This is a genomic window from Streptomyces sp. LE64, from assembly GCF_052606915.1.
The window spans coordinates 2,667,517-2,687,255 of sequence record NZ_CP199708.1 but is presented as its reverse complement, the minus strand read 5'-3'; the positions used below and the strand labels follow the sequence as shown (position 1 = coordinate 2,687,255).

General features: G+C 69.7%; 17 protein-coding genes, 1 tRNA gene and 3 pseudogenes. 10 read left to right on the top strand and 11 right to left on the bottom strand.

What is annotated here, in order from left to right; translation table 11 throughout:
• Positions 1 to 66 precede the first annotated feature (66 nt).
• Both ACSMX9_RS12020 and ACSMX9_RS12015 read right to left on the bottom strand, forming a co-directional pair.
• Positions 67 to 1,020 carry a DUF2637 domain-containing protein gene (locus ACSMX9_RS12020; RefSeq protein ID WP_445402963.1) on the bottom strand — a complete coding sequence of 318 codons (954 nt, stop codon included), beginning with the start codon at positions 1,018 to 1,020 and terminating at the stop codon, positions 67 to 69.
• 328 nt (positions 1,021 to 1,348) lie between these two features.
• Positions 1,349 to 2,248, bottom strand: a pseudogene (locus ACSMX9_RS12015) (DUF3631 domain-containing protein); the annotation flags it as partial.
• A gap of 270 nt (positions 2,249 to 2,518) precedes the next feature.
• On the opposite strand from ACSMX9_RS12015, the gene ACSMX9_RS12010 reads away from it, so the two are divergent.
• On the top strand, positions 2,519 to 3,313 hold the full coding sequence (locus tag ACSMX9_RS12010; protein ID WP_445402961.1) for an IS5 family transposase: 795 nt from the start codon (positions 2,519 to 2,521) through the stop codon (positions 3,311 to 3,313).
• Here ACSMX9_RS12010 and ACSMX9_RS12005 read toward each other — a convergent pair.
• Together ACSMX9_RS12005 and ACSMX9_RS12000 are read right to left on the bottom strand one after the other, a co-directional pair.
• On the bottom strand, positions 3,261 to 3,800 hold the full coding sequence (locus ACSMX9_RS12005) for a hypothetical protein (protein ID WP_445396964.1): 540 nt from the start codon (positions 3,798 to 3,800) through the stop codon (positions 3,261 to 3,263). The genes ACSMX9_RS12010 and ACSMX9_RS12005 overlap by 53 nt on opposite strands.
• A 100-nt stretch (positions 3,801 to 3,900) precedes the next feature.
• Positions 3,901 to 4,278, bottom strand: a pseudogene (locus ACSMX9_RS12000) (DUF3631 domain-containing protein); the annotation flags it as partial.
• A 249-nt stretch (positions 4,279 to 4,527) separates the two neighbouring features.
• Between ACSMX9_RS12000 and ACSMX9_RS11995 the strand changes: the two are divergent.
• From ACSMX9_RS11995 to ACSMX9_RS11980, 4 genes and pseudogenes are all read left to right on the top strand, one after another.
• Complete coding sequence (locus ACSMX9_RS11995; RefSeq protein WP_445402262.1) at positions 4,528 to 5,085, top strand: helix-turn-helix domain-containing protein; 558 nt, start codon at positions 4,528 to 4,530, stop codon at positions 5,083 to 5,085.
• A gap of 126 nt (positions 5,086 to 5,211) precedes the next feature.
• Entirely contained in the window at positions 5,212 to 5,589 is a 378-nt protein-coding gene (locus ACSMX9_RS11990) for a helix-turn-helix domain-containing protein (protein ID WP_445402260.1), read from the top strand.
• A gap of 32 nt (positions 5,590 to 5,621) precedes the next feature.
• Positions 5,622 to 7,139 (top strand): annotated as a pseudogene (locus tag ACSMX9_RS11985) (LacI family DNA-binding transcriptional regulator).
• Positions 7,140 to 7,306: 167 nt separating this feature from the next.
• The gene (locus ACSMX9_RS11980) at positions 7,307 to 8,422 is read left to right on the top strand and encodes a DUF3644 domain-containing protein (RefSeq protein WP_445402258.1); all 1,116 of its coding nucleotides are present in this window, start codon (positions 7,307 to 7,309) and stop codon (positions 8,420 to 8,422) included.
• A 22-nt stretch (positions 8,423 to 8,444) separates the two neighbouring features.
• Here ACSMX9_RS11980 and ACSMX9_RS11975 read toward each other — a convergent pair whose 3' ends face one another.
• The 4 genes from ACSMX9_RS11975 to ACSMX9_RS11960 form a co-directional block, all read right to left on the bottom strand.
• Positions 8,445 to 9,278 (bottom strand): hypothetical protein, encoded by an 834-nt coding sequence (locus ACSMX9_RS11975; RefSeq protein WP_431035543.1) that lies wholly within the window; start codon positions 9,276 to 9,278, stop codon positions 8,445 to 8,447.
• Positions 9,279 to 9,366: 88 nt separating this feature from the next.
• The gene (locus ACSMX9_RS11970; protein WP_445402256.1) at positions 9,367 to 10,056 is read right to left on the bottom strand and encodes a DUF488 family protein, N3 subclade; all 690 of its coding nucleotides are present in this window, start codon (positions 10,054 to 10,056) and stop codon (positions 9,367 to 9,369) included.
• 245 nt (positions 10,057 to 10,301) lie between these two features.
• A tRNA-Pro gene (locus ACSMX9_RS11965) sits at positions 10,302 to 10,375 on the bottom strand.
• Positions 10,376 to 10,471: 96 nt separating this feature from the next.
• The gene (locus tag ACSMX9_RS11960) at positions 10,472 to 11,410 is read right to left on the bottom strand and encodes a metallophosphoesterase (protein WP_445402254.1); all 939 of its coding nucleotides are present in this window, start codon (positions 11,408 to 11,410) and stop codon (positions 10,472 to 10,474) included.
• A gap of 139 nt (positions 11,411 to 11,549) precedes the next feature.
• Here ACSMX9_RS11960 and ACSMX9_RS11955 point away from each other — a divergent pair, with 139 nt between their 5' ends.
• A complete protein-coding gene (locus ACSMX9_RS11955) occupies positions 11,550 to 12,014 on the top strand; it encodes a GatB/YqeY domain-containing protein (RefSeq protein ID WP_445402252.1) in 465 nt (154 codons plus the stop codon).
• 99 nt (positions 12,015 to 12,113) lie between these two features.
• On the opposite strand, the gene ACSMX9_RS11950 is transcribed toward ACSMX9_RS11955, so the two are convergent.
• A complete protein-coding gene (locus ACSMX9_RS11950; protein WP_445402250.1) occupies positions 12,114 to 14,420 on the bottom strand; it encodes a transglycosylase domain-containing protein in 2,307 nt (768 codons plus the stop codon).
• A 682-nt stretch (positions 14,421 to 15,102) separates the two neighbouring features.
• On the opposite strand from ACSMX9_RS11950, the gene ACSMX9_RS11945 reads away from it, so the two are divergent.
• The gene (locus ACSMX9_RS11945) at positions 15,103 to 15,492 is read left to right on the top strand and encodes a WhiB family transcriptional regulator (RefSeq protein WP_351238149.1); all 390 of its coding nucleotides are present in this window, start codon (positions 15,103 to 15,105) and stop codon (positions 15,490 to 15,492) included.
• Between the two features lie 364 nt (positions 15,493 to 15,856).
• Here the strand turns inward: ACSMX9_RS11945 and ACSMX9_RS11940 are convergent, their stop codons facing one another.
• Together ACSMX9_RS11940 and ACSMX9_RS11935 are read right to left on the bottom strand one after the other, a co-directional pair.
• Positions 15,857 to 17,293, bottom strand: a complete 1,437-nt coding sequence (locus tag ACSMX9_RS11940) for an ArsA family ATPase (protein ID WP_445402248.1) — start codon at positions 17,291 to 17,293, stop codon at positions 15,857 to 15,859.
• Positions 17,290 to 18,279, bottom strand: a complete 990-nt coding sequence (locus tag ACSMX9_RS11935; protein WP_445402246.1) for an ArsA family ATPase — start codon at positions 18,277 to 18,279, stop codon at positions 17,290 to 17,292. Before ACSMX9_RS11935 ends, ACSMX9_RS11940 begins: the two co-directional genes overlap by 4 nt.
• A gap of 70 nt (positions 18,280 to 18,349) precedes the next feature.
• On the opposite strand from ACSMX9_RS11935, the gene ACSMX9_RS11930 reads away from it, so the two are divergent.
• From ACSMX9_RS11930 to ACSMX9_RS11920, 3 genes are all read left to right on the top strand, one after another.
• Entirely contained in the window at positions 18,350 to 18,511 is a 162-nt protein-coding gene (locus ACSMX9_RS11930) for a DUF4177 domain-containing protein (RefSeq protein ID WP_351238155.1), read from the top strand.
• Positions 18,508 to 18,978 (top strand): RidA family protein, encoded by a 471-nt coding sequence (locus ACSMX9_RS11925; protein WP_445402244.1) that lies wholly within the window; start codon positions 18,508 to 18,510, stop codon positions 18,976 to 18,978. Before ACSMX9_RS11930 ends, ACSMX9_RS11925 begins: the two co-directional genes overlap by 4 nt.
• 213 nt (positions 18,979 to 19,191) lie before the next feature.
• Positions 19,192 to 19,716, top strand: coding sequence for a hypothetical protein (locus ACSMX9_RS11920; protein WP_445402242.1), 525 nt, complete (start codon positions 19,192 to 19,194; stop codon positions 19,714 to 19,716).
• Positions 19,717 to 19,739: the final 23 nt, after the last annotated feature.

Here is a 19,739-nt window from a genome sequence, read left to right as displayed (position 1 = left end):
CGCTGTATGTGGGTGCCCCCCTCGTGCTTGTCGGCATGGAGGGGGGCGGCCAGGGCGTGCGCTGGATCAGGCGGTGGCGGAGGGGACTGCGGCGGCTTCCCTCTGCTGCTGGAACTTGGCGTCGTCGTACGTGCCGAGACGCTGGCCCCCGAAGCCATCGTCCGCAACAGGCTCGGGGCGACTGGCGCGCTCGGCCCGCAGCTGGTCGCGCACGGCGCCGGCGCGCGTCTGGGCGATCCGCAGTTCGCTGCGCAGGCGCTTGGCGGTCAACTGGTCGTCGCTCCAGTCGGCGGTCAGGCGGCGGCCTTCAGCGAGCACTTCGGCGTCGGTGCGATGGCGGTTGGTGGTCGACTCAGCGTTGGCGAGACGCCTACCGGCCGTCTCGTGCGGGGCGGCCTCGGTCGACTTCGCCATGGTGGTCGACCGGGGCGGTCGGGCAGTGAGGGCCGACTCGCCGGCTCCGGTCGATCCGGTCATGTGTGTCTCGTCGACCTTCACGGAGGTCGACTCGGGCGGCTCCTCGGGGACCGGTTCGGCTCGGTCGGCCACCGACGGTGGGGCCTGCTCACTGGCGCGCTGGCCAGCGGATTCCTCTCGTTGCCGGGTGACCGACTGGGCCGAGTCGGCCGACTGGTGCTTGTGGTGCAGCACCTTTGCCACAAGGTCCGAGCCGAAGTAGATCGACCCGACTGGGAGTGACGTGGCCAGCAGTACGAGGGCCCAGTTCGCAGGGTCCCAGCTGGTGAGTCGACCCAGCCGGGTCGACTCGGTGTGCAGGGTCGGTATGAGGCCGTGGACGTAGTTCAGTAGGAGGCTGGCGATGGTGTAGGTCGCCAGTACCCGTAGCGCGAATGTTCGGTCGGGGCCGGTCAGCACGAGTGTGGCGATGAGCGCGAGGGCCATGAGCCCGTCGACCACGATCGGGTAGAGCAGGGCGGCGGTGGGATCGGCGCCGATGGCGCGGGCCACGTCGGACAGCGCGTTCCACGAGACCCGGAAGGCCATGAGGACGACGGCAATCAGGCCGAGGACGAGGGTGGCGTGTGCGCCCGCCCGCCGGTGATTTCCAGGATCGGCAACGGGGCGATGCTGATGCGAATCAGTTCGGCCGAGCCGGGCGGTGATGCGTGCAAGCAAGCGGGGTGCTCCAGGTGGGCTTGGGGTGGCGGTCTCGGCGCAGAGGTGGGCAGGGCGCGGCCGCCGTGAGGTGCGGGGACTCGTACCACTCGTCGCGTGCCTGGTCAGCACAGGTACGAGTGGCGTGGTGATGTCGAGACGACTCGTTGCGGGCACTTCACTCGTCCCCGCGCTGACCTGCGAGGGGACGAGTGAAGCGAGTGGAGTCGAGTCAGGCTGCGGTGCTGGGCTGCGGACCGTTGGCTGAAGAGGCGGGTGCGTCTGCAGTCTTCGGCTCAGGGCAGTAGCGCGCCCAGGTGTCGAGGAATTGGTTGCGCGCGAAGCCCTTGGCCTGAGTGCCGTCGGGAAAGCGGCGGTTGGCCGAGCCGATGCCGTACGGCTTGAGCAGCAGTTGCAGGCCGCGCGGGGTCAGGCCGTTTGCGCCGTACTCCGCCCAAGGTGCTTCCCTGTCCGCGTTCAGCGATTCCAGCAGGTGCTTCGTGCTCAGCACGGCAGGGTCGCCGACGGCGGCGAAGGCGCGGCGGATGCCGGTCAGGAGGCGGGTGCGCAGGCCGCCCTCCTCGTCCTGGCCGGCCTCGTAGTCGGTCATGGTGCGGCAGGCGGTACGAGCGAGCCCGGGCCAGTCGCCACCGGCGAGATCGGCGACGATGATCAGCGGCTCCCAGGTGTCTGCCGCGCGGTCCTCGACCGGCATCGGTGGCTCCATCTCCATGGCCAGTTCATAGAGCGGCTGGAGCCAGACGCGGAGGCGATCGCGGATCGCGTTCAGGGCTGGAGTGTCCCGGCCAGTGCGGAATGACGCCACCTTCTCGCCCGCTGCTCGGCGGCGCATTCGAATGACCACCGCACGGTCCATGATCGTGTCCGGCAGGTCGCCGATCCCAGCCAGTGCCGTCATGGCGAAGGTGGGGAACTCCTGCACTTGGTGCTCGGGGCCGGACACTCGCAGTGTCGGCCGGCCACGCTGGTGTCCGGCGTTGATGAGTCCGCGGACCTCCTCGTTCTTCTCCGCGGCCTTGGTGGAGCTGAACATGGTGTCGGCCTCGTCGACCAGCAGTGTCGGCGGGTCCTCCCCGTCGATCGACCGGAAGATCGCCGCCGCGCTGGCGTTAGAAGCCGTATCTCAACCGATCATGGAACGCGCGGTTCGAACAGGCTTCCCACCCGGGTGATCTTCCCGTTGTACGCGCATGAAGACAGGGCCTCTCGGTAGCTCGGGGATGCGAATCTGATCGAGCAGTACCGGGAGGCCCTGGTGTCCTTGTTCTACGTGTCCGAGCCCGTCCAGTTCAACTCGGCCGCACCATCGTGTGATTGCCTCGCGCACGTGTACGGCAACGCGGCGGACCATCCCGACCGGGTGCGGCGGTATCCGTCGGACATGACGGACGCGGAGTGGGCGGCCGTGCGGCCGTTGCTGCCGGTCCCGGCCTGGCTGAACGGGCGGGGTGGACGCCCCGAGGGTTACTGCCACCGCCAGCTGCTGGACGCAATCCGCTACCTGGTCGCGGGCGGGATCTCCTGGCGGGCGATGCCCGCGGACTTCCCCGCCTGGGGCCGGGTCTACGCCTTCTTCCGCCGCTGGCGCGAGCACGGGCTGATCACCGAGTTCCACGACCGGCTGCGCGGGAAGGTCCGTGAACGCGAAGGCCGCGAGGCCGAGCCCACGGCAGGGATCATCGACGCCCAGTCGGTGCGGGCCGCCGCGACAGTACCGGCCGCCTCACGCGGCTACGACGGCGGAAAGAAGGTGCCGGGCCGCAAGCGCCACATCGTGACCGACACCCTCGGCATGCTCCTGGTCGTCGCGGTCACCGCCGCGAACATCGGAGACCGGGACGCCGCGGCAGGACTGCTGACCCGCCTGCGCCGCCTGCACCGCGACATCACCCTCGTCTGGGCCGACGGCGGCTACACCGGAGGCCTGGTCGACTGGTGCCGGGACAAACTCGCCCTGACCCTGGAGATCGTCAAGCGCACCGACGACATGACGGGGTTCGTGGTGCTGCCCAGACGCTGGGTGGCAGAACGCACGTTCGCGTGGTTGATGAACTCCCGTCGACTGGCCCGGGACTACGAGACGTTGCCGGCCAGCAGTGAGGCCGTGATCCGGTGGTCGATGATCACGCGGATGAGCCGGCGTCTGGCACGGCCACAGGCCGCCGGCCGGCACTGAACATCCCCGACGCCTCCAAGAGGAGCCACCCACGTTCCGCCAGGCGCCTGGCCTTCGACCGCACCCCCTCGACCTTCCCCGGCGCCGCCCCAAGGCCCAGCTCCGCCGCGATCTCCTTGGCCTTCACCGGTCCCTTGCCCGCGGACCGCCGCTCCTCCAGCACGCCCAGAATCCGCCGGTAGTCGGGCGCGAGCACGGCCACCGACAACCCGTCCCGCCAGGGCGGCACCACCGACCCCGGCACCGGTGAGGACACCGCTTCCTGCTTCGCCTCGGTCACGGCAGTCGTCTCGGCGGCGGACACGGCCAGGGCCTCGACCAGCTCCTCCCGCGCGATCACCCGCCGGTCCAGCTCGATCTCCGCGGCCTCCAACACCTCAGCCAACCGCGCGACTTCCTCCCGCAGCCCCTCCACCCGCACCCGGGCAGCCGCCTCCCGCTCCTCCAGCATTCCCAGCACCGACGCCACCGCGCACCCCTCGCCCATGAAGCGAACACAAGACGCGACATGCCTCCCTCACCCCGAGCTAGACCATGCCTGACCAGCAGAAATCAACCGATCACGTTCGGTTGAGATACGGCCTCTTAACCGTGATCAGCCGGTTGTGCACGGTCTCGGTGACCACGTCCAGTAGGCGGGACTTACCGCACCGCTTCTCCGGCGCGACGATCGCCAGGCGTGGCGCGTGCTGCCACGCACGCTGCAGATGCGTCGCCGCGACCCACAAGGCCACCGCCGTGACGGCCTCCTCGCTCGGCATCGCCACGTACCGTTTTAGCTGCGCCCGCAGGTCGTCCAGGATCTGCACCCCCTCGGATAGCGACGTAGGCGAGGCCATGTCGTCGGGGTCCTCTTCCATTGGAGGCGCAGCAGCGCCGGACGGCTGGCCGGGGACGGCGACTGGGGGCCACGACGTACCGGAGCCGTCGGGAAGGGATAGCGTATTCGGCTGGGCATCGGTCATACTGGACATCAGCTCCTCTGCTTGCGGGCCATATGGGACGGCAATCCCGGTCTCCGCAGGTTGATCGCTAGGGATGGCGGTTGAGAGGTTTGCGCTTGAGCCCCCGGCATTGCCGGGGGCTTCTTTCATGTGACGTGCGGGCGTGCGGACTCCTGAGGGCAATGAGGTGGGATGCCACCACTATGCCACACGAATTGCGGATCGCAGAAGTGTTTTGCATCTCGCAGTAGCGATGCTACTGTTTAGGCTGTGCTGCAAACGGCAGTGCATCGCTACGAACGGAAGGAGGTGCCGGTGGCGGAGGAGGAACCGTCCGAAGGCGTTCTGCTCAGCGGTGAGGCGAACGTTGCCACTCGCATCAGGGTGGAGCGCGAGGCGCGAGGCTGGAGCACCAACGCCCTGTCGGACCGGCTCAACGAGGCCGGCTTTGATATGAACCCGTCCGCGGTCTGGCGGATCGAAAACGGCAAGCGCCGCATCAACCTGGACGACGCCATCGGCTTCGCCGAAGTCCTCGGCATCGACCTGCGCAACCTCGTCGGGCCACCGCAGCTGGCCGCCAAGGCCCGCGCCATGGAACTTATCGACGAGGTCGTGGACGCGTTCCGCGCCACCCAAAGAGCCAACATCGCCTTCACCGAGGCGCGCGACGCGCTCGACGCTTACCTGACCGAGCACCCCGATATCCGCGAGGAAGCCGACCTCATGGTCCAGAGCGCCATCGCGGAGGAGGCCAGCAAGACCATGCTGAAGATGCATGGCCCTCCGCCCGGTGGCCGTGACGGTCACTCCACCGGCGAGGCGTAGCCTCCGGCACCCCCTCCTGGCCTGGAGCCGCAAACCCCCAGGCCGGGCAGCTCACCCACATCCCTAGCGATCGACCGGCGGGTCGGCGTTGCCGCGCCCCATGCCCGCCAGAAGAGGACCCACCCCTTGCGCCAACCCGCGATAACCCCTGCCTCCGTACCGACTTCGCCCGCCGAGGCCGGCCTGCCGCGTCTCTACGTCCCCGAGGAAGTCGCAGTCGTCCTCGGCTGCTCCGCCTGGTGGGTCAAGGACCGTGCCCGCCGCCGACTCATCCCGTTCACCCGCGTTGGCCGTGCTTACCGCTTCTCGGACGAGCACCTCGCGGAGATCATCCGCATGCACGAAGAGCGCCCGGCCGTGAATGCGCAGCGCACGGGCGGCGCTTCTGCGCCGACGCGCAAGCCTCCCACTCGGCACCGGCCCGATGTGGCTGTACCAACTGTCCGGCTCCAGGCCCGGCCACCGCGCCGGATGACCAAGTCCCAGTACGAAGCAGCTGCTTAACGCACCCCATACGACAGAAGGGAGGGAGATCTGTGGGGTACGCAGAGAAGCGCAGTGGCTACTGGCGTGGCCGTTACAAGATCGAGGACGGCAAGTACGGCACCGTCGCCGATTCCACGGGCGCTGTGGTCAAGTTCGCCACCAAGCGCGAGGCCAAGCAGGCCGCAGACGCCGAAGAGGTGGCCGTTCGTCGTGGCCATTGGCGCAATCCGGGCCTCGGCCAGGAAACCTTCGGCGAGTACGCGAGCCGCTGGTACGCCTCCCAGGACCTGGCCGCCTCGACCATGCAGAACTACAAGCGCCACATCGAGGAGCACCTGCTCCCTGACTTCGAGGACAAGGCACTCGCCAGCATCCTGCGCACGGACGTCGAGCTGTGGGAGAAGAAGGAGCGCGCGGCCTACGCGGCATCGAGCGTCAAGACCTGGCGCTCCACGCTCCACCTGATCTTCGAGGACGCGATCGACGAGGGCCTGCTCACGTCCAACCCGGCCGCCCGGCGTCGCGGACGAGGCAAGCGCGCCGGCCGCTCTCGCGACCGAGGCCCGGAGAAGGTCGTCACCGACGCGCTCGGCATCCTGCTGACCGCCGAGCGGGCGTCCCTGCTCTCCGGGCGTGACGACGAGTTCGTCGCCACGGTTCTCAAGGGCTACACCGGCAAGCGGTGGGGCGAAATCGTTGGCCTGGAAACGGAGTTCGTCTGACCTGCCGCTTTTCGCGTCGAATGGCAGCTGTACGAGCTGGACACCGGAGAGCTGGTGCGCTGTCCGCCCAAGGACGATAGTTACCGCACCATCGACTCGATGGACTGGCTGTCCGCCCTGGTCTTCAACCACATCGCCCGTACGAAGCCGACGCCCTGCCCTTGCCACGGCAGGACGTACGTCTTCCGAGGCCAAGGCGCGGCGCGCACAGGAGGCCACCAGGGCGCGAAGCTCGTCGATGTCGCCCGCCGTGCCGAAGTCTCCACGGGCACGGTCTCGAACGTCCTCAACCACCCCGACCGCGTAAGCGAGGACACCCGCGTACGCGTCGAACTCGCCATCGCTGAGCTTAGGTTCGTACGAGGTGGCGCCACGTCGGAGCACGCAGCTCACTGGCGCCGAAACGGCTTCGCCACCTGGCTGTTCACCCCGGCAGCATCAGGCTGGTACCCCAAGAAGGCTCCGCAGGAGGCTCGCCCCGTGCCGATCCTGGGTGAACCGTGGCCCGGCGTCCCGGCCCGAGGCCGGGGCGCTGCTGCTCGGGCGGACGCCTGCTGGCTCCCGATCGCCAAGGGCCTCATACCCCACGGCCTTCGCCACACCCACCGCACGATGATGGAGGACCTCGGTACGGAGAAGGTCCTCATGGACGAACGCATGGGCCACATCGACGGTTCTGTCTCGGCGCGCTACGCGCACGTCACCCGTGGCATGCGCTCCCGCCTTATGCTCGGCCTGACCGAGCAGTGGGAGGCGGCTCTTTGCACTCGCCTGGTCATGTGCCCAACTTCCCCTGTACGCGTGCTGGACGACCTCCTGCGCACACGTATGGCAGCCCCTCGGTAGCCCTATTTGATGCCCCACAACACTATTGTGGGGCATCAGGCTGGGTGGGACGGTATCCGTACGGTGAAGTTGTGAACGACTGCTCTTCCTGACTGGTTGTGAGAATCGTGCTTGTGCTGATGCGGCCGTTGGTGTGACCCTTCTTGTGGACGAGAAGGACGTACGACATGGCATACGCGCGCTGGCGCCACATCCTCATGGAGTCGCAGCGGCACGCCCTCAAAGCGGTGGATGAGTGGAATTGCACGACTGGTAACTACAGCGATTTCCTCACGCACATGCACAAGGCGTGGCACTACCTGCTCCATGCGGAGTTCCACAAGGCGAAGATCGACTACCACTACAGCGATCCCAAGACTGGTCATCACCAGCTGATCGACGGTGAACCCAAGGCTTGGGATCTGGACCGCTGCTTGAGGGAGCGGTTCCCCGACAACCAAGATCCCGTGCGCTTGAATGGGGAACTCTTTGTGGCGCTTCGCAACAAGGTGGAGCACCGCTACGAGCACAACCTGAAGATCGTCACAGGTGGCAGGGCCCAGGCGCTCGTAGTGAACTACGAGCAGGAAATGGTCGCCCACTTCGGCCCCGAGTGCAGCCTTGCCGATCGGCTCCGATTCCCGATCTCGCTTCAGGCCCTCACCGCTGAGGGGCGGGAGCAGCTCCAGGCAGCGGCCAAGAAGCTGCCGAAGCACACCCGTGACCTGGTGGCGAAGTTTGAGGCCGCCATCGATCCTGCACTGCTCGACGACCTCCGATACGACTACCGCGTACGGCTCGTGCCCATTATCGGGTCGAAGACGGACGCCGACCTAGCGATCAATTTCGTCAAGCTCGACGAACTGAGCGAGAGCGAGCGCAGGACCATGGTCGAGGCCGGTCGTCTCGGCACGGTGATCGAGAAGGTCAAGCACGTCGAAGTGGCAGACAGGGACAAACTGCTCCCTGGACGAGTGGCTCGCCTCGTAGAAGATCAGGTGCCCTTCGAATTCAGCGTCCACAACGAGCACGCCAAGATGTGGCGACGGCTCGGGGTCAGACCTGCCACTGGCGCTTCCGATCCGCACGCCACGAACGCGAAGTATTGCATCTACAGCGAGGCGTTCGGCGCGTACGTCTATACGCCCGCCTGGGTGAAGAAGGTCGTCAGGGAGATCGGCACCGTTGAGAAGTATCGGTCGTTCTTTGGTAGGGAGCCCCGCATGAAGACGGTCACCCCGTTTCCAAAGCAGTTCGGAGCGTCCGAAGCGAGTGACGCGCAGCAGCACAGCAAGTCTGCCTGAGTCTTTGGCAGGAGCGTTTCACTCACTCGCCGAACAGGCTGTCCTGCATGTACTCGACGACCTTCCGCTCCGGGTAGAAGACGGCCAGCAGCATGAACGTCTTGGGATGGGCCGCGATGTTGCCGACGAAGAAGTGGACGGCCCGGCTTGGGGCGCACATCCGCGTGTACCAGCGCTCGCGGAGCGCATCACGGACCCCGTGCTCACCGTACTTGCGCAGGAACTTGCGGTACGACTGTCCTGCCTCCCAATCCTTCAGCCCCATGTCGTGGGTCGGGCAGTCTGCTTCGGCGCAGCGAAAGCTGTAGCGGAGGTCGAGCGGCACCCACTCCAGCGGGTTCAGCTCCTGCTCGAACAAGTCGAGTTGGTCGGCCAGCGCGGCTTTGGAGACAGACCAGGGCTCGGCGGCCTCCAGCCGGAAGCGGGTGATCTCGGCGGGGCGGAAGACGCCGAGGGACGTTCCTCGTTTCTCCTGATCCCGCTTGATGGCGCAGAGGGACGAGGCGACCAGCGGCTCTACGTGCCGATAGCGCTTCTGCCAGCCGCCGTCGGGCGGTACCTCACCCACTATCTCCAACGTGTCGAGATAGGGCCGGAGACTCTCTGGACGGGAGTCTCGCTCAAGGCGGTGTGGCTCGACATCGACTTCGATGATCGAGTACTTGGAGAACTGGGCCTCCTCGCTCAGGAGCCGAAAAGGCACAGGGAAGAGCCGTACGTGCTGCGGCTTGCCTTGGTCGAGGCGTATGCCGGCCACGCAGCTGGTCTCGCGGTACTTACTGGACAGCTCCGGATACGTCTTGACCGTGATCATGATCCGTGCGCGCTGCCGCTTCCCGAATGTCGCCGACGCCATGGGATGCCCCCTCCATCGATCTCCCCGATCTGATTGGACGAGAGGCATGCGCTGCTTGCAAGGGTGCGTGCGAAAACCGGTGACGAAGTCAGGCCAAGGGATTCACTGGCACCTGGATCCGGCTGCGGACCGTCTCCAAGACGACCTGCCGGTGACAGCGGCTTTCGTCCTTCTCGAAGCACAGCACCGCTACCCGTGACGCTCGGGCACGCTCTGCGAGTCTCCCAAGGTCGGCCTGAGCTTCCGCGGACCGCAGGAGGCCACGGAAGCGCGCCCGACCCACTTCGACGCGGCCGTCCCAGAAGGGCTCGCGATTGTCCTTTGGATTGCCCAAGGCACGCAGGTGCGTGTAATCGATGCCGGCTTCGGCAAGAGCCCCTCCGAGGCGGGTCTTGCTGAAGCCCTTCTTGCGGCTGATCGGGGTGAGCCGTACGTCCGCCACGACGCCGATGCGGCAGTCGACGAGCGACGCGACGAACGAGTCGATGTCCCGCCCTTCGTATCCGGCTGACCAGAGACCGGGCGGGACGGGCTGGGCTTGGGCCGCCTGGAAGAGATCATCGAGGGAGACCGAGAGAGCCTTGGCCACCGCGCCGACGGTGAAGAAACCCGACTGGATCGCTCCCTCGCTCTCCAGACGGCCCAGCGTCCCGACGGCGATGCCTGTCTCCTTGGCCAGCCGTTCACGCGTCCACCCGCGCTCCTCCCGCAACGCCCGGACCCGCCGGGCGAGCGTACGGGCATGGTCGTGGGGAGGCGCTGAGCGATGACCTGCCATGTGCGTTGTTCCTAACGACCGTTGGGGCGGCCCGCCGCGGTGTTCTTGGTCAGCTACGAGCCCTGGATTCGCGAACGCGCAGGTCCGAGGGCGCTTGAGCGCTAGCTCATCCTGCGGCACTGGAGACTGCTCCTGGGAGAGGTCGATCAAGATCTTCTCCCAGATTTCTCCCAAGCAATCTCCAGGAACCAATCAGGGGCCTGACCCGCACTGCGGATCAGGCCCCTGACCTGGTACTACGGCTGTCGGGGTGGCGGGATTTGAACCCACGACCTCTTCGTCCCGAACGAAGCGCGCTGCCAAGCTGCGCCACACCCCGATGTCCCCGCGCTGCGGCGACGTCGCTTACTTTAGCCCACCGGCGGCCGGAGGCGAAATCCGCTTCCTCGGCCCCGGTGGGCCCCGTCGGCGCGGGTCAGGAGGCGGGGACCAGGGTCAGGAGGGAGACCTCCGGGGGGCAGGCGAAGCGGACGGGGGTGTAGCGGCTGGTGCCGCAGCCGGCGGAGACGTGGAGGTGGGCGGTGCGTCCGCCGGCGGTGTGGGTGGAGAGGCCCTTGACCCGGTCGGTGTCGAGGTCGCAGTTGGTGACCAGGGCGCCGTAGAACGGGATGCACAGCTGGCCGCCGTGGGTGTGGCCGGCGAGGACCAGGGGGTAGCCGTCCTCGGTGAACGCGTCGAGGGCGCGCAGGTACGGGGCGTGGACCAGGCCCATCGAGAAGTCGGCGGAGGGGTCGGGGCCGCCGGCGACCTCGGCGTAGCGGTCCCGCTTGATGTGCGGGTCGTCCAGGCCGGTGAGGCCGATGGTCACGCCGGTCGGGCCGATCGGCAGCTTGAGGGTGCCCCGGGTGTTGGTGAGGTCGAGCCAGCCGGCCTCGTCGAAGCCGTCCCGCAGCCGTTCCCACGGGTTGTGGACGACGCCCACGGCGGGCGGGTTGCCGTTGAGGCCGTGCTGGCCGCGGACCTTCTCGACCAGGTACCGGCCGGGGTTGCGCAGGGTCGGGCCGTAGTAGTCGTTGGAGCCGAAGACGTAGGCGCCGGGGAACTCCAGCAGCGGGCCCAGGGCGTCCAGGACCTCGGGGACGCCCTCCGGGTCCGACAGGTTGTCGCCGGTGTTGATCACGAAGTCGGGCCGCAGGCCGGCCAGCGAGCGCAGCCACCGCTGCTTCTTGCGCTGGCCGCTCACCATGTGGATGTCCGACACCTGGAGCACCCGCAGGGGGCGCATGCCCCGTGGCAGGACGGGGACGGTCACTCGTCGGAGGCGGTACGAACGGGCTTCGAAGCCCGCCGAGTAGAGCAGACCGGCGGCGCCGACGGCCGCGATTGAGAGGGGCACTCCATAACGCGCACGCATGTCCCCATCGTGTCAGACTCGAACATCTCGTTCGCAATCGGTGTGATCATTCGGCCGCCGGTCCGGAGCGGGGGTTCCCCGGCGGGACCGCCGCCAAAACGGCGGGCGTTCCGCGGTGCATGCCTGCGACACTCTCCCCATGACCACGCTCAAGTCCAAGCTCCAGGCGGACCTCACCGCCGCGATCCGGGAACGCGACGAACTGCGCTCCGCGACGCTCCGGCTGACCCTCACCGCGATCACCAAGGAGGAGGTCGCCGGCACCCGGGCCCGCGAGCTCTCCGACGACGAGGTGCAGAAGGTGATCGCCCGCGAGGCGAAGAAGCGGCGCGAGGCCGCCGATGCCTTCGCCCAGGGCGGGCGGGCCGAGCAGGCGGAGCGGGAGCGGGCGGAGGGCGAGGTCCTCGCCGAGTACCTGCCCAAACAGCTCACCGACGAGGAGCTGCGGGGGATCGTGGAGGAGGCCGTGGCGCAGGCCCGTGCGGAGGGCGCCGAGGGGCCCCGGGCGATGGGCCAGGTCATGAAGATCGTCAACCCCAAGGTCGCCGGGCTCGCCGAGGGCGGTCGGGTGGCCGCCCTGGTCAAGCAGCAGCTCGCCGGCTGAGCTGCGGTTCGGTCACCGAGAACGGACATCGGGGCGCTTCCCCCACCCGGAGAGGTGGGGGAAGCGCCCCGATGTCGTGGAGCGCGGTGGTGGCGCGGGTCAGTCGCCCTCGCCGCCGCCGAGCGCGCCGGGCCTGCCGCCGGGGTTGCCCGGGAGGCCACCGGGGGTGCCACCGGGACCGCCCGGGTTGCCGGTGTTGCCGCCGCTCGGGTTGCCGGTGCCGCCCGGTCGGCCGTCACCGGTGCCGCCGAGGAGTCCGCCGATCAGTCCGGTGTCCGGTCGGCCGTCCTCGCGGTCGCCGTCCCCGTCCCCGTCGCCGTCCTCCTCGCCCTCGGGCTTGGGCTTGGGGGCGTCGGGGATGTTCACCAGCTTGAAGCCGGGTGCCGGCTTGTCGGCGAGGGCGCCGCCCATCGCGTCGCGCCAGATGGGGCCGGGGACCTGACCGCCGAAGACCTTGTCGTGGTACCGGCCGCCGATGGTGATGTTGACCATCCGCTGCTCGTGGGCCGGGTCGCCGACCCAGACCGCGCCAGCCGCGTTCGGCGTGTACCCGACGAACCAGGCCGCGTAGCGGAAGTCCGTGGTACCGGTCTTGCCCGCGCTGGGGCGGGAGCCGAGGCCGGCCTCCTGGCCGGTGCCGTCCTCGACCACGCCCTTCAGCAGGGTGTTGACGGTGTCGGCGGTGCGCTCGGACATCGCCCGGGAGCACGTGGTCTTGGGCACCGGGAGGGACTTCTTCTCCGCGTTGGTGATCGACTGGATGGCCACCGGGGTGCAGTGGGTGCCGCGGGCCGCGAAGGTGGCGTAGCCGCTCGCCATGGCCAGCGGGGAGACCTCCTGGGTGCCCAGGGCGATCGACGGGGCCTGGGCCATCTTGCCGCCGTCCGCCCGCTGGACGCCCATCTGCCGGGCGAGGGTGGTCACCGGGCAGATGCCGATGTCGCTGATCAGCTCGACGTAGTAGGTGTTGACCGACTTGGCGGTCGCCTCCTTCATGTCGTACGGGCCGACCTCGGCCTCGTTCTCGTTCTCCAGGTCCTCCTTGGACAGGTTCACCCAGTTCTTGCCGCCGCAGGTGGCCACCGGGCTGGGGTAGTCCATCTGGTAGGGAGAGTCGTAGACCTTGGTGGGCGGCGTGCCGTTCTCTATGGCCGCCGCGGCGACGATCGGCTTGAACGTCGACCCGGGCTGGAAGCCGGCGCCGCCGCCCATGTCCTTGTCGACCGAGAGGTTCAGCACGGTCTCGCCCTTGCCCAGGCCGTACGGGCGGGACTGGCCCATGGCGAGGATCTTGCCGGTGCCGGGCTCCACGATCGTCATGGCCGTGGCGACCTTGTCGCTCTGGTAGACGTGCTTCTTGATCGAGTCCTGCACGGACTCCTGCGCCTTGGGGTCCATGGTGGTGCGGATGGTGAGGCCGCCCCGGTTCCAGATCTTCGCCCGGTCGGCCTTGGTCTTGCCGAAGGTGGGGTCGGTGAGGAAGACGTTGCGCACGTAGTCGCAGAAGAAGCCGCCGCCGTTGACGGCGGTGATGCAGCCGTTCTGCGGGCGCTTCACCTTGAGGCCCAGCCCCTTGGCCTTGGCCCGGTCGGCCTCCGCCTGGCTGATCTCCCCGACCTCGGCCATCCGCTGGAGCACGACGTTGCGGCGCTTGGTGGCCTCCGCCTCGTCGTTGATCGGGTCGTACCTGCTGGGGGACTGGACGATGCCGGCGAGCAGGGCGGCCTGGGCGACGTCAAGGTCCTTGGCCGGGACGGAGAAGTAGCGCTGGGCGGCGGCCTCGACGCCGTACGCCTGCTGCCCGAAGAACGTGATGTTCAGGTAGTTCTCCAGGATGCGCTTCTTGCCCAGCTCCTCCTCGACCTGGATCGCGTACTTCAGCTCGCGGACCTTGCGGCCGACGGTCTGCTGGGTGGCCTGGGCGACCTTCGTCGGGTCGTCGCCGGCCTCCTCGACGAAGACGTTCTTCACGTACTGCTGGGTGAGGGTGGAGGCGCCCTGGGCCACGCCGCCGCTCTGGGCGTTCTCGTTCAGCGCGCGCAGGATGCCCTTGGCGTCGATCGCCCCGTGCTCGTAGAAGCGGGAGTCCTCGATCGCGATGATCGCCTTCTGCATGTGCGGCGAGATGTCCTTCAGCGGGACCACCGTGCGGTCGCGCGAGTAGACGGTCGCCAGGTGGCCGCCGCTGGCGTCCAGGATCGTGGTGCGCTGGCTGAGCGGGGGCCGCTTCAGGTTCGCGGGGATCTCGTCGAACCCCTCGACCGAGCCCTTGGCCGCGAGGCCCACCACTCCCGCGGCGGGCAGCGCGATTCCGGCCAGCACCACTCCGGCGAGCACGCTGACACCGAGGAACTTGGCGGCCTGTTGCGTGGGAGACAGTCCACCGCCCGAGCGCTTGTTTGGCATGGGGGCAGCCTAATCCGTAGTGATGAGCATTCCGTAGGAGCGGGGGGTCCTCGGAGCGTTCGCGTACCGGACCGTGACGTCCCGGGCGGAGCGGCCCGGCCCGGCTCGCGGGGGCCGCGCCCGGGCCCGTGCCGGTGCGGCGGGGCGCTGCCGCGAGTCCGGCGGGAGTCGGTTGCCGGGGCCCGCGGCGGCTCCGTGCGGGTGACGGGGCGGTGGCGCGATGACGCCGGACGGCGCCTGGCGATTCGCCGGACAGGCCCACATGCCTTGGCCTAAGCTTCTTACTACTGTCACGGCAGCGCGGCCGGACGCCCCACCCCACGGATGGTCAGGAACCTCCTGTCGTCGCGGAGTTGTTCCGCGGTGCGGAGGCGGTCGCGGGAAGTGCCGGGCAGCCCAGCGGCGCCGGCCCGGGTCCGTCGACCGAATCCGCCGCCCGTGTCCTGCGGTGTCCGAGTTGGCCTACGTCATTCGTCCTGCTTCGCGGCCTGCATCACGTATGTCGCGGCGTCACTCCGTTGGGTGATCTGCCGCGTACGCATAGTCCGTTCGGGCCATTCAAGATTGGGCCCGAAGGGGGTGTTGCGCTGTGCCAGCCTTCCGTAACGTCCTCAACTGGCGGCGGTGCATATGCCGCTGCCGCCGTGGGGGAGCCTCGAATTCGGGAGAGGACGGCGCCAGTATGGGCTGGGTAACCGACTGGAGTGCGCAGGCGGCCTGTCGCACTACCGATCCGGACGAACTATTCGTACAAGGAGCAGCGCAGAACAGGGCCAAGGCGGTCTGCACCGGGTGTCCGGTGCGCACGGAGTGCCTGGCGGACGCGCTGGACAACCGCGTCGAGTTCGGCGTCTGGGGTGGCATGACCGAGCGGGAGCGCCGTGCGTTGTTGCGCAGGCGGCCGACGGTCACGTCCTGGCGCAGACTGCTGGAGACCGCGCGCACGGAGTACGAACGCGGGGTGGGGCTGTTGCCCGTGCACCTCGACGACGTGCACCTCGATGAGGTGGAGGCGGTGCGCGAGATGGGCGAAGCGCCCGTGCCGTACGAGAGTTACGCGGCCGTCGGGTAGACCGCTCCCGGGGAGTCGGGTGCTCGCGCGGGCCGGACGCAGGGGTCCGTGAGGACGGATCGCCCGTCCGGGTGTCACTCGTTCGAATGACGTCGTCATGGGTGTCGCTCCGTCAACACCTGGACGTGCAGCGGCGATTCGTGCTAGGGCATTCCGGGTGCGGTGGCGTCGGTGCGCGATGGCGTCCGGTGACGCCTTGCGCACGGGTGTCAACCGGCCGTGCCTGCCCCGGAACTGCCGGGGCGTGAGGTCCGACCGGGGACGTCCTGCACAGGAAGACGCCGTCCATGGGTGCGGGGTTGCTCCGGCCCGGCGCATTCATCCGTCCGGACGCACGGCTGGGCCCCCGTCGTTCCCCGTTGCCTCAGTCCCGTGCTGGCTGGGTGCCGGCGGCGGGTGTCGTTCCCCCGCCGTCGTCGTGGGCGCCGGCGGCGGCCAGCCGTGCGCCGATGTCGCGCAGGCCCGAGAGGTCGTGCACGTCGCCCGGCAGCGCGGCCACCTCGGCGACCGGCACCTCCGGGTGGAGCGCGGTGAACCGGTCGCGGGTGCGCTGCTCGCGGGCGAGCAGCCGCATGCGTTCGGCGTGCAGTCGTAGCAGGCCGACGGCGAGACGGTCGGATCCGTGCGGGCCGGTCGGCTCCGGCCGCGCGGGGGGCTGGAGGCGCGCGGCACGCGGGCTGGGGGAGCCGGGGAGCTCGGGGGACGCCTCGGGAGCATCGTCGCTCCGCAGTCCAGTCTTCCCGCCCTCCTGATCGACAATGCCGGGCCCGGCAAGATTTTCTTCGCCCGCCCGCTGCCCCTCGTCCCGCGCCTCGTCCCCGGCCCCGGACAGGGTCTCCGCCGCGGCCAGCGCCCGTTCCGCGGAGAGGTGGGCCGCCTCGCTGCCGTGCACCCGGTTGAGGACCAGGCCGGCGAGCGGCATGCGGTCGGCGGCCAGCCGCTCGACGAAGTACGCCGCCTCGCGCAGGGCGTCCTGCTCCGGGGCCGCCACCACGAGGAACGCCGTACCGGGTGCCTGGAGCAGCCGGTAGGTGGCGTCCGCCCGGGTGCGGAAGCCGCCGAACATGGTGTCCATGGCGGTGACGAAGGTCTGCACGTCCCGCAGCAGTTGACCGCCGAGCAGCTTGCCGAGGGCGCCGGTCATCATCGACATCCCGACGTTCAGGAACTTCATCCCGGCCCGGCCGCCGACCTTCGCCGGGGCCATCAGCACCCGGATGAGCTTGCCGTCCAGGAAGGAGCCGAGCCGCCCCGGTGCGTCCAGGAAGTCCAGCGCCGACCGGGAGGGCGGGGTGTCCACGACGATCAGGTCCCACTCGTCCCGCGCGCGGAGCTGCCCCAGCTTCTCCATCGCCATGTACTCCTGCGTGCCCGCGAAACCGGCCGACAGGGACTGGTAGAAGGGGTTCGCCAGGATGGCCGCGGCCCGTTCGGGATCGGCGTGCGCCTCGACTATCTCGTCGAAGGTGCGCTTCATGTCCAGCATCATGGCGTGCAGTTCGCCGCCCGCCGCCTCGTCCACGCCCTTCACCCGGCGCGGGACGTTGTCGAGCGCGTCGATGCCCATGGACTGCGCCAGTCGGCGGGCCGGGTCGATGGTGAGGACGACGACCCGGCGGCCCTGCTCGGCGGCCCGCAGCCCGATGGCGGCCGCCGTCGTCGTCTTGCCCACGCCGCCGGCTCCGCAGCACACCACGATGCGGGTGCGCGGATCGTCGAGCAGGGGGTCCACGGCGAGGACGCCCCCCTCGCGTCCGGCGGAGGGGCGGTCCCGGTCCGGCTGCCCCGCGGTCGGCGTCATGCGGCGTCCTGTCCCCTCAGCTCCGCGGCGAGCCGGTGCAGGCCCGCCAGGTCCACGCCCTCGGTGAGCAGCGGGAGTTCCCGCAGCGGCAGGCCGGTGTCGGTCAGCACGGCCCGCTGGGCGTGCTCCAGGGCGTGCCGTTCGGCGTACTCGGCGGCCTGGGCCAGCAGCGGGTCGACCAGCCGCTCGGCCCGGCCGCCCCGGCGGGCACCGCCCAGTCCGGCCGCGGACAGGGCTGCGGCGACCCGGGTGCGCCCGATGCCGGGCCCCTGCCCGCGCACCCGGGCCAGGGAGTCCTCGTCCAACAACTGCGGGCGAGTCATGTTCATGATGATTCGACCCACGGGCAGTCGGGCTGCCCGCAGCTCGGCGATGCCGTCGACGGTCTCCTGCACCGGCATCTCCTCCAGCAGCGTCACCAGGTGCACCGCGGTCTGCGGGGACTTCAGCACCCGCATCACGGCCTGCGCCTGGTGGTGCACCGGGCCGATCCGCGCCAGCCCGGCGACCTCGTCGTTGACGTTGAGGAACCGGGTGATCCGACCGGTGGGCGGCGCGTCCATCACCACGTGGTCGTAGACGAAGCGGCCCGCCCCGTCCTTGCGGCGGACCGCCTCGCACGCCTTGCCGGTGAGCAGGACGTCGCGCAGGCCGGGGGCGACGGTGGTGGCGAAGTCGACCGCGCCCAGCTTCTTCAGGGCGCGTCCCGCGCCCCCGAGCTTGTAGAACATCTGGAGGTAGTCCAGCAGGGCCAGCTCCGGATCGATGGCCAGCGCGTACACCTCGCCCCCGCCGGGGGCCACCGCGATCCGCCGTTCCTCGTAGGGCAGCGGCTCCGTCTCGAAGAGCTGGGCGACGCCCTGCCGCCCCTCGACCTCCACCAGGAGGGTGCGCTTGCCCTCGGTGGCGAGGGCCAGCGCCCACGCCGCGGCGACCGTGGTCTTGCCGGTACCGCCCTTGCCGCTGACGACCTGGAACCTGCTCACACGGCGAGCCTAACCACTGGCTCCCCGGGCTACGCAGGAGGCCGCCCCCCACAGCGGATACAGTCGCCGCATGACCAAGAAGTGGGAATACGCGACCGTGCCGCTGCTCGTCCACGCGACCAAGCAGATCCTCGACAACTGGGGTCAGGACGGCTGGGAGCTGGTGCAGGTCGTGCCGGGCCCGAACCCGGAGCAGTTGGTGGCCTACCTGAAGCGCGAGAAGTCCGAGTGAGCGGGGCCGTCGAGGCGCGGCTGGCCGCGCTGGGGCTGGCGCTGCCGCAGGTCGCCGCACCGCTGGCCGCCTACCAGCCCGCGGTGCGCACCGGTGCGTACGTCTACACCGCCGGCCAGTTGCCGTTGGTCGACGGCACCCTGCCGCTGACCGGCAAGGTGGGGGCCGAGGTCACCGCCGAGGAGGCCAAGGACCTGGCCCGCACCTGCGCCCTGAACGCGCTGGCCGCGGTGAAGTCGGTGGCCGGGGACCTGGACCGGGTCGCCCGGGTGGTCAAGGTGGTCGGGTTCGTGGCCTCCGCCGCGGACTTCACCGGCCAGCCCGGGGTGCTCAACGGCGCGAGCGAACTGCTGGGCGAGGTCTTCGGCGACAAGGGCGTGCACGCCCGCAGCGCGGTCGGCGTCGCGGTGCTGCCCCTGGACGCCCCGGTCGAGGTCGAGGTCCTGGTCGAGCTGACCGAGGACTGACGCCCGGGACGTCCCTCCGACCCTCCGCGCACGGCCGCCCGGCCCGCGCCGGGGATCGGGGGGACGCGGGCGGGCGACGGCGCAGCGGGAACTCCCCCGCACCGCCGCGCGTTCCGGGTACGGGCGGTGAGCGGCCCGTGCCCGTCGGGGGGTACGGAGCGGAGCACCCGGCGGTGGGGCCGCCGGGTCGGGGAAGTTGGGGGTGCGCGTTCCATGGCCATGGTGGGCCTGTTCTGGATCGTCGAGGGCGATGTGTACGTGGGCGCGAAGCCGTCCGGGGAGTCGCCCGGGGTGCGGCTGACCCCCGAGGGCGTGCTGGCCCTCGGCCACGTGCAGGCCGGGCTCTACCCGTGGGAGGACGTCGGCGCCCTGACGGTGGTGGACGTCCCGGTGAAGTCCCTGAAGCGGCAGGTCGGCGCGGTCGCCGACATGGCCCTGGGCACGGTGCTGGCCTTCGGCGTCGGCAGCGGCGGCGGGGACGACGCCCCGCTGTTGATGACGGTGCGGCTGGCGGCCTTTGGGGACGAACGGGAGCTGGGCGCCTACGCCGCCGCGGCCGTGGGCTACACCGCGACGGAGGTCGAGCTGTCCCGCGCCGTCCTGGCCCGTCTCACCGAGGGCGCCGCGACGATGTCGACGACGCTCGCGGAGATGTCCCGCTGGGGCCGTGCCCGGGAGGGCGGCTCGCCCCGGGCGGGCGAGCGCGAGGCACTGCTGCGGGGCTGGGCCGACCGGTAGGGCGGCCCCGCGGGCCCCGCCCC

Excerpts from the sequence above, each read along its gene's own strand:
- ACSMX9_RS11940 (WP_445402248.1), bottom strand. The coding sequence starts at position 17,293 with ATGACGCCGACCGCGGGGCAGCCGGACCGGGACCGCCCCTCCGCCGGA.
- ACSMX9_RS11930 (WP_351238155.1), top strand. The coding sequence starts at position 18,350 with ATGACCAAGAAGTGGGAATACGCGACCGTGCCGCTGCTCGTCCACGCG.
- ACSMX9_RS11975 (WP_431035543.1), bottom strand. The coding sequence starts at position 9,278 with ATGGCGTCGGCGACATTCGGGAAGCGGCAGCGCGCACGGATCATGATC.
- ACSMX9_RS11960 (WP_445402254.1), bottom strand. The coding sequence starts at position 11,410 with ATGCGTGCGCGTTATGGAGTGCCCCTCTCAATCGCGGCCGTCGGCGCC.
- ACSMX9_RS11980 (WP_445402258.1), top strand. The coding sequence starts at position 7,307 with ATGGCATACGCGCGCTGGCGCCACATCCTCATGGAGTCGCAGCGGCAC.
- ACSMX9_RS12005 (WP_445396964.1), bottom strand. The coding sequence starts at position 3,800 with ATGGGCGAGGGGTGCGCGGTGGCGTCGGTGCTGGGAATGCTGGAGGAG.
- ACSMX9_RS11920 (WP_445402242.1), top strand. The coding sequence starts at position 19,192 with ATGGCCATGGTGGGCCTGTTCTGGATCGTCGAGGGCGATGTGTACGTG.
- ACSMX9_RS12010 (WP_445402961.1), top strand. The coding sequence starts at position 2,519 with ATGACGGACGCGGAGTGGGCGGCCGTGCGGCCGTTGCTGCCGGTCCCG.
- ACSMX9_RS11955 (WP_445402252.1), top strand. The coding sequence starts at position 11,550 with ATGACCACGCTCAAGTCCAAGCTCCAGGCGGACCTCACCGCCGCGATC.
- ACSMX9_RS11945 (WP_351238149.1), top strand. The coding sequence starts at position 15,103 with ATGGGCTGGGTAACCGACTGGAGTGCGCAGGCGGCCTGTCGCACTACC.
- ACSMX9_RS11950 (WP_445402250.1), bottom strand. The coding sequence starts at position 14,420 with ATGCCAAACAAGCGCTCGGGCGGTGGACTGTCTCCCACGCAACAGGCC.
- ACSMX9_RS11970 (WP_445402256.1), bottom strand. The coding sequence starts at position 10,056 with ATGGCAGGTCATCGCTCAGCGCCTCCCCACGACCATGCCCGTACGCTC.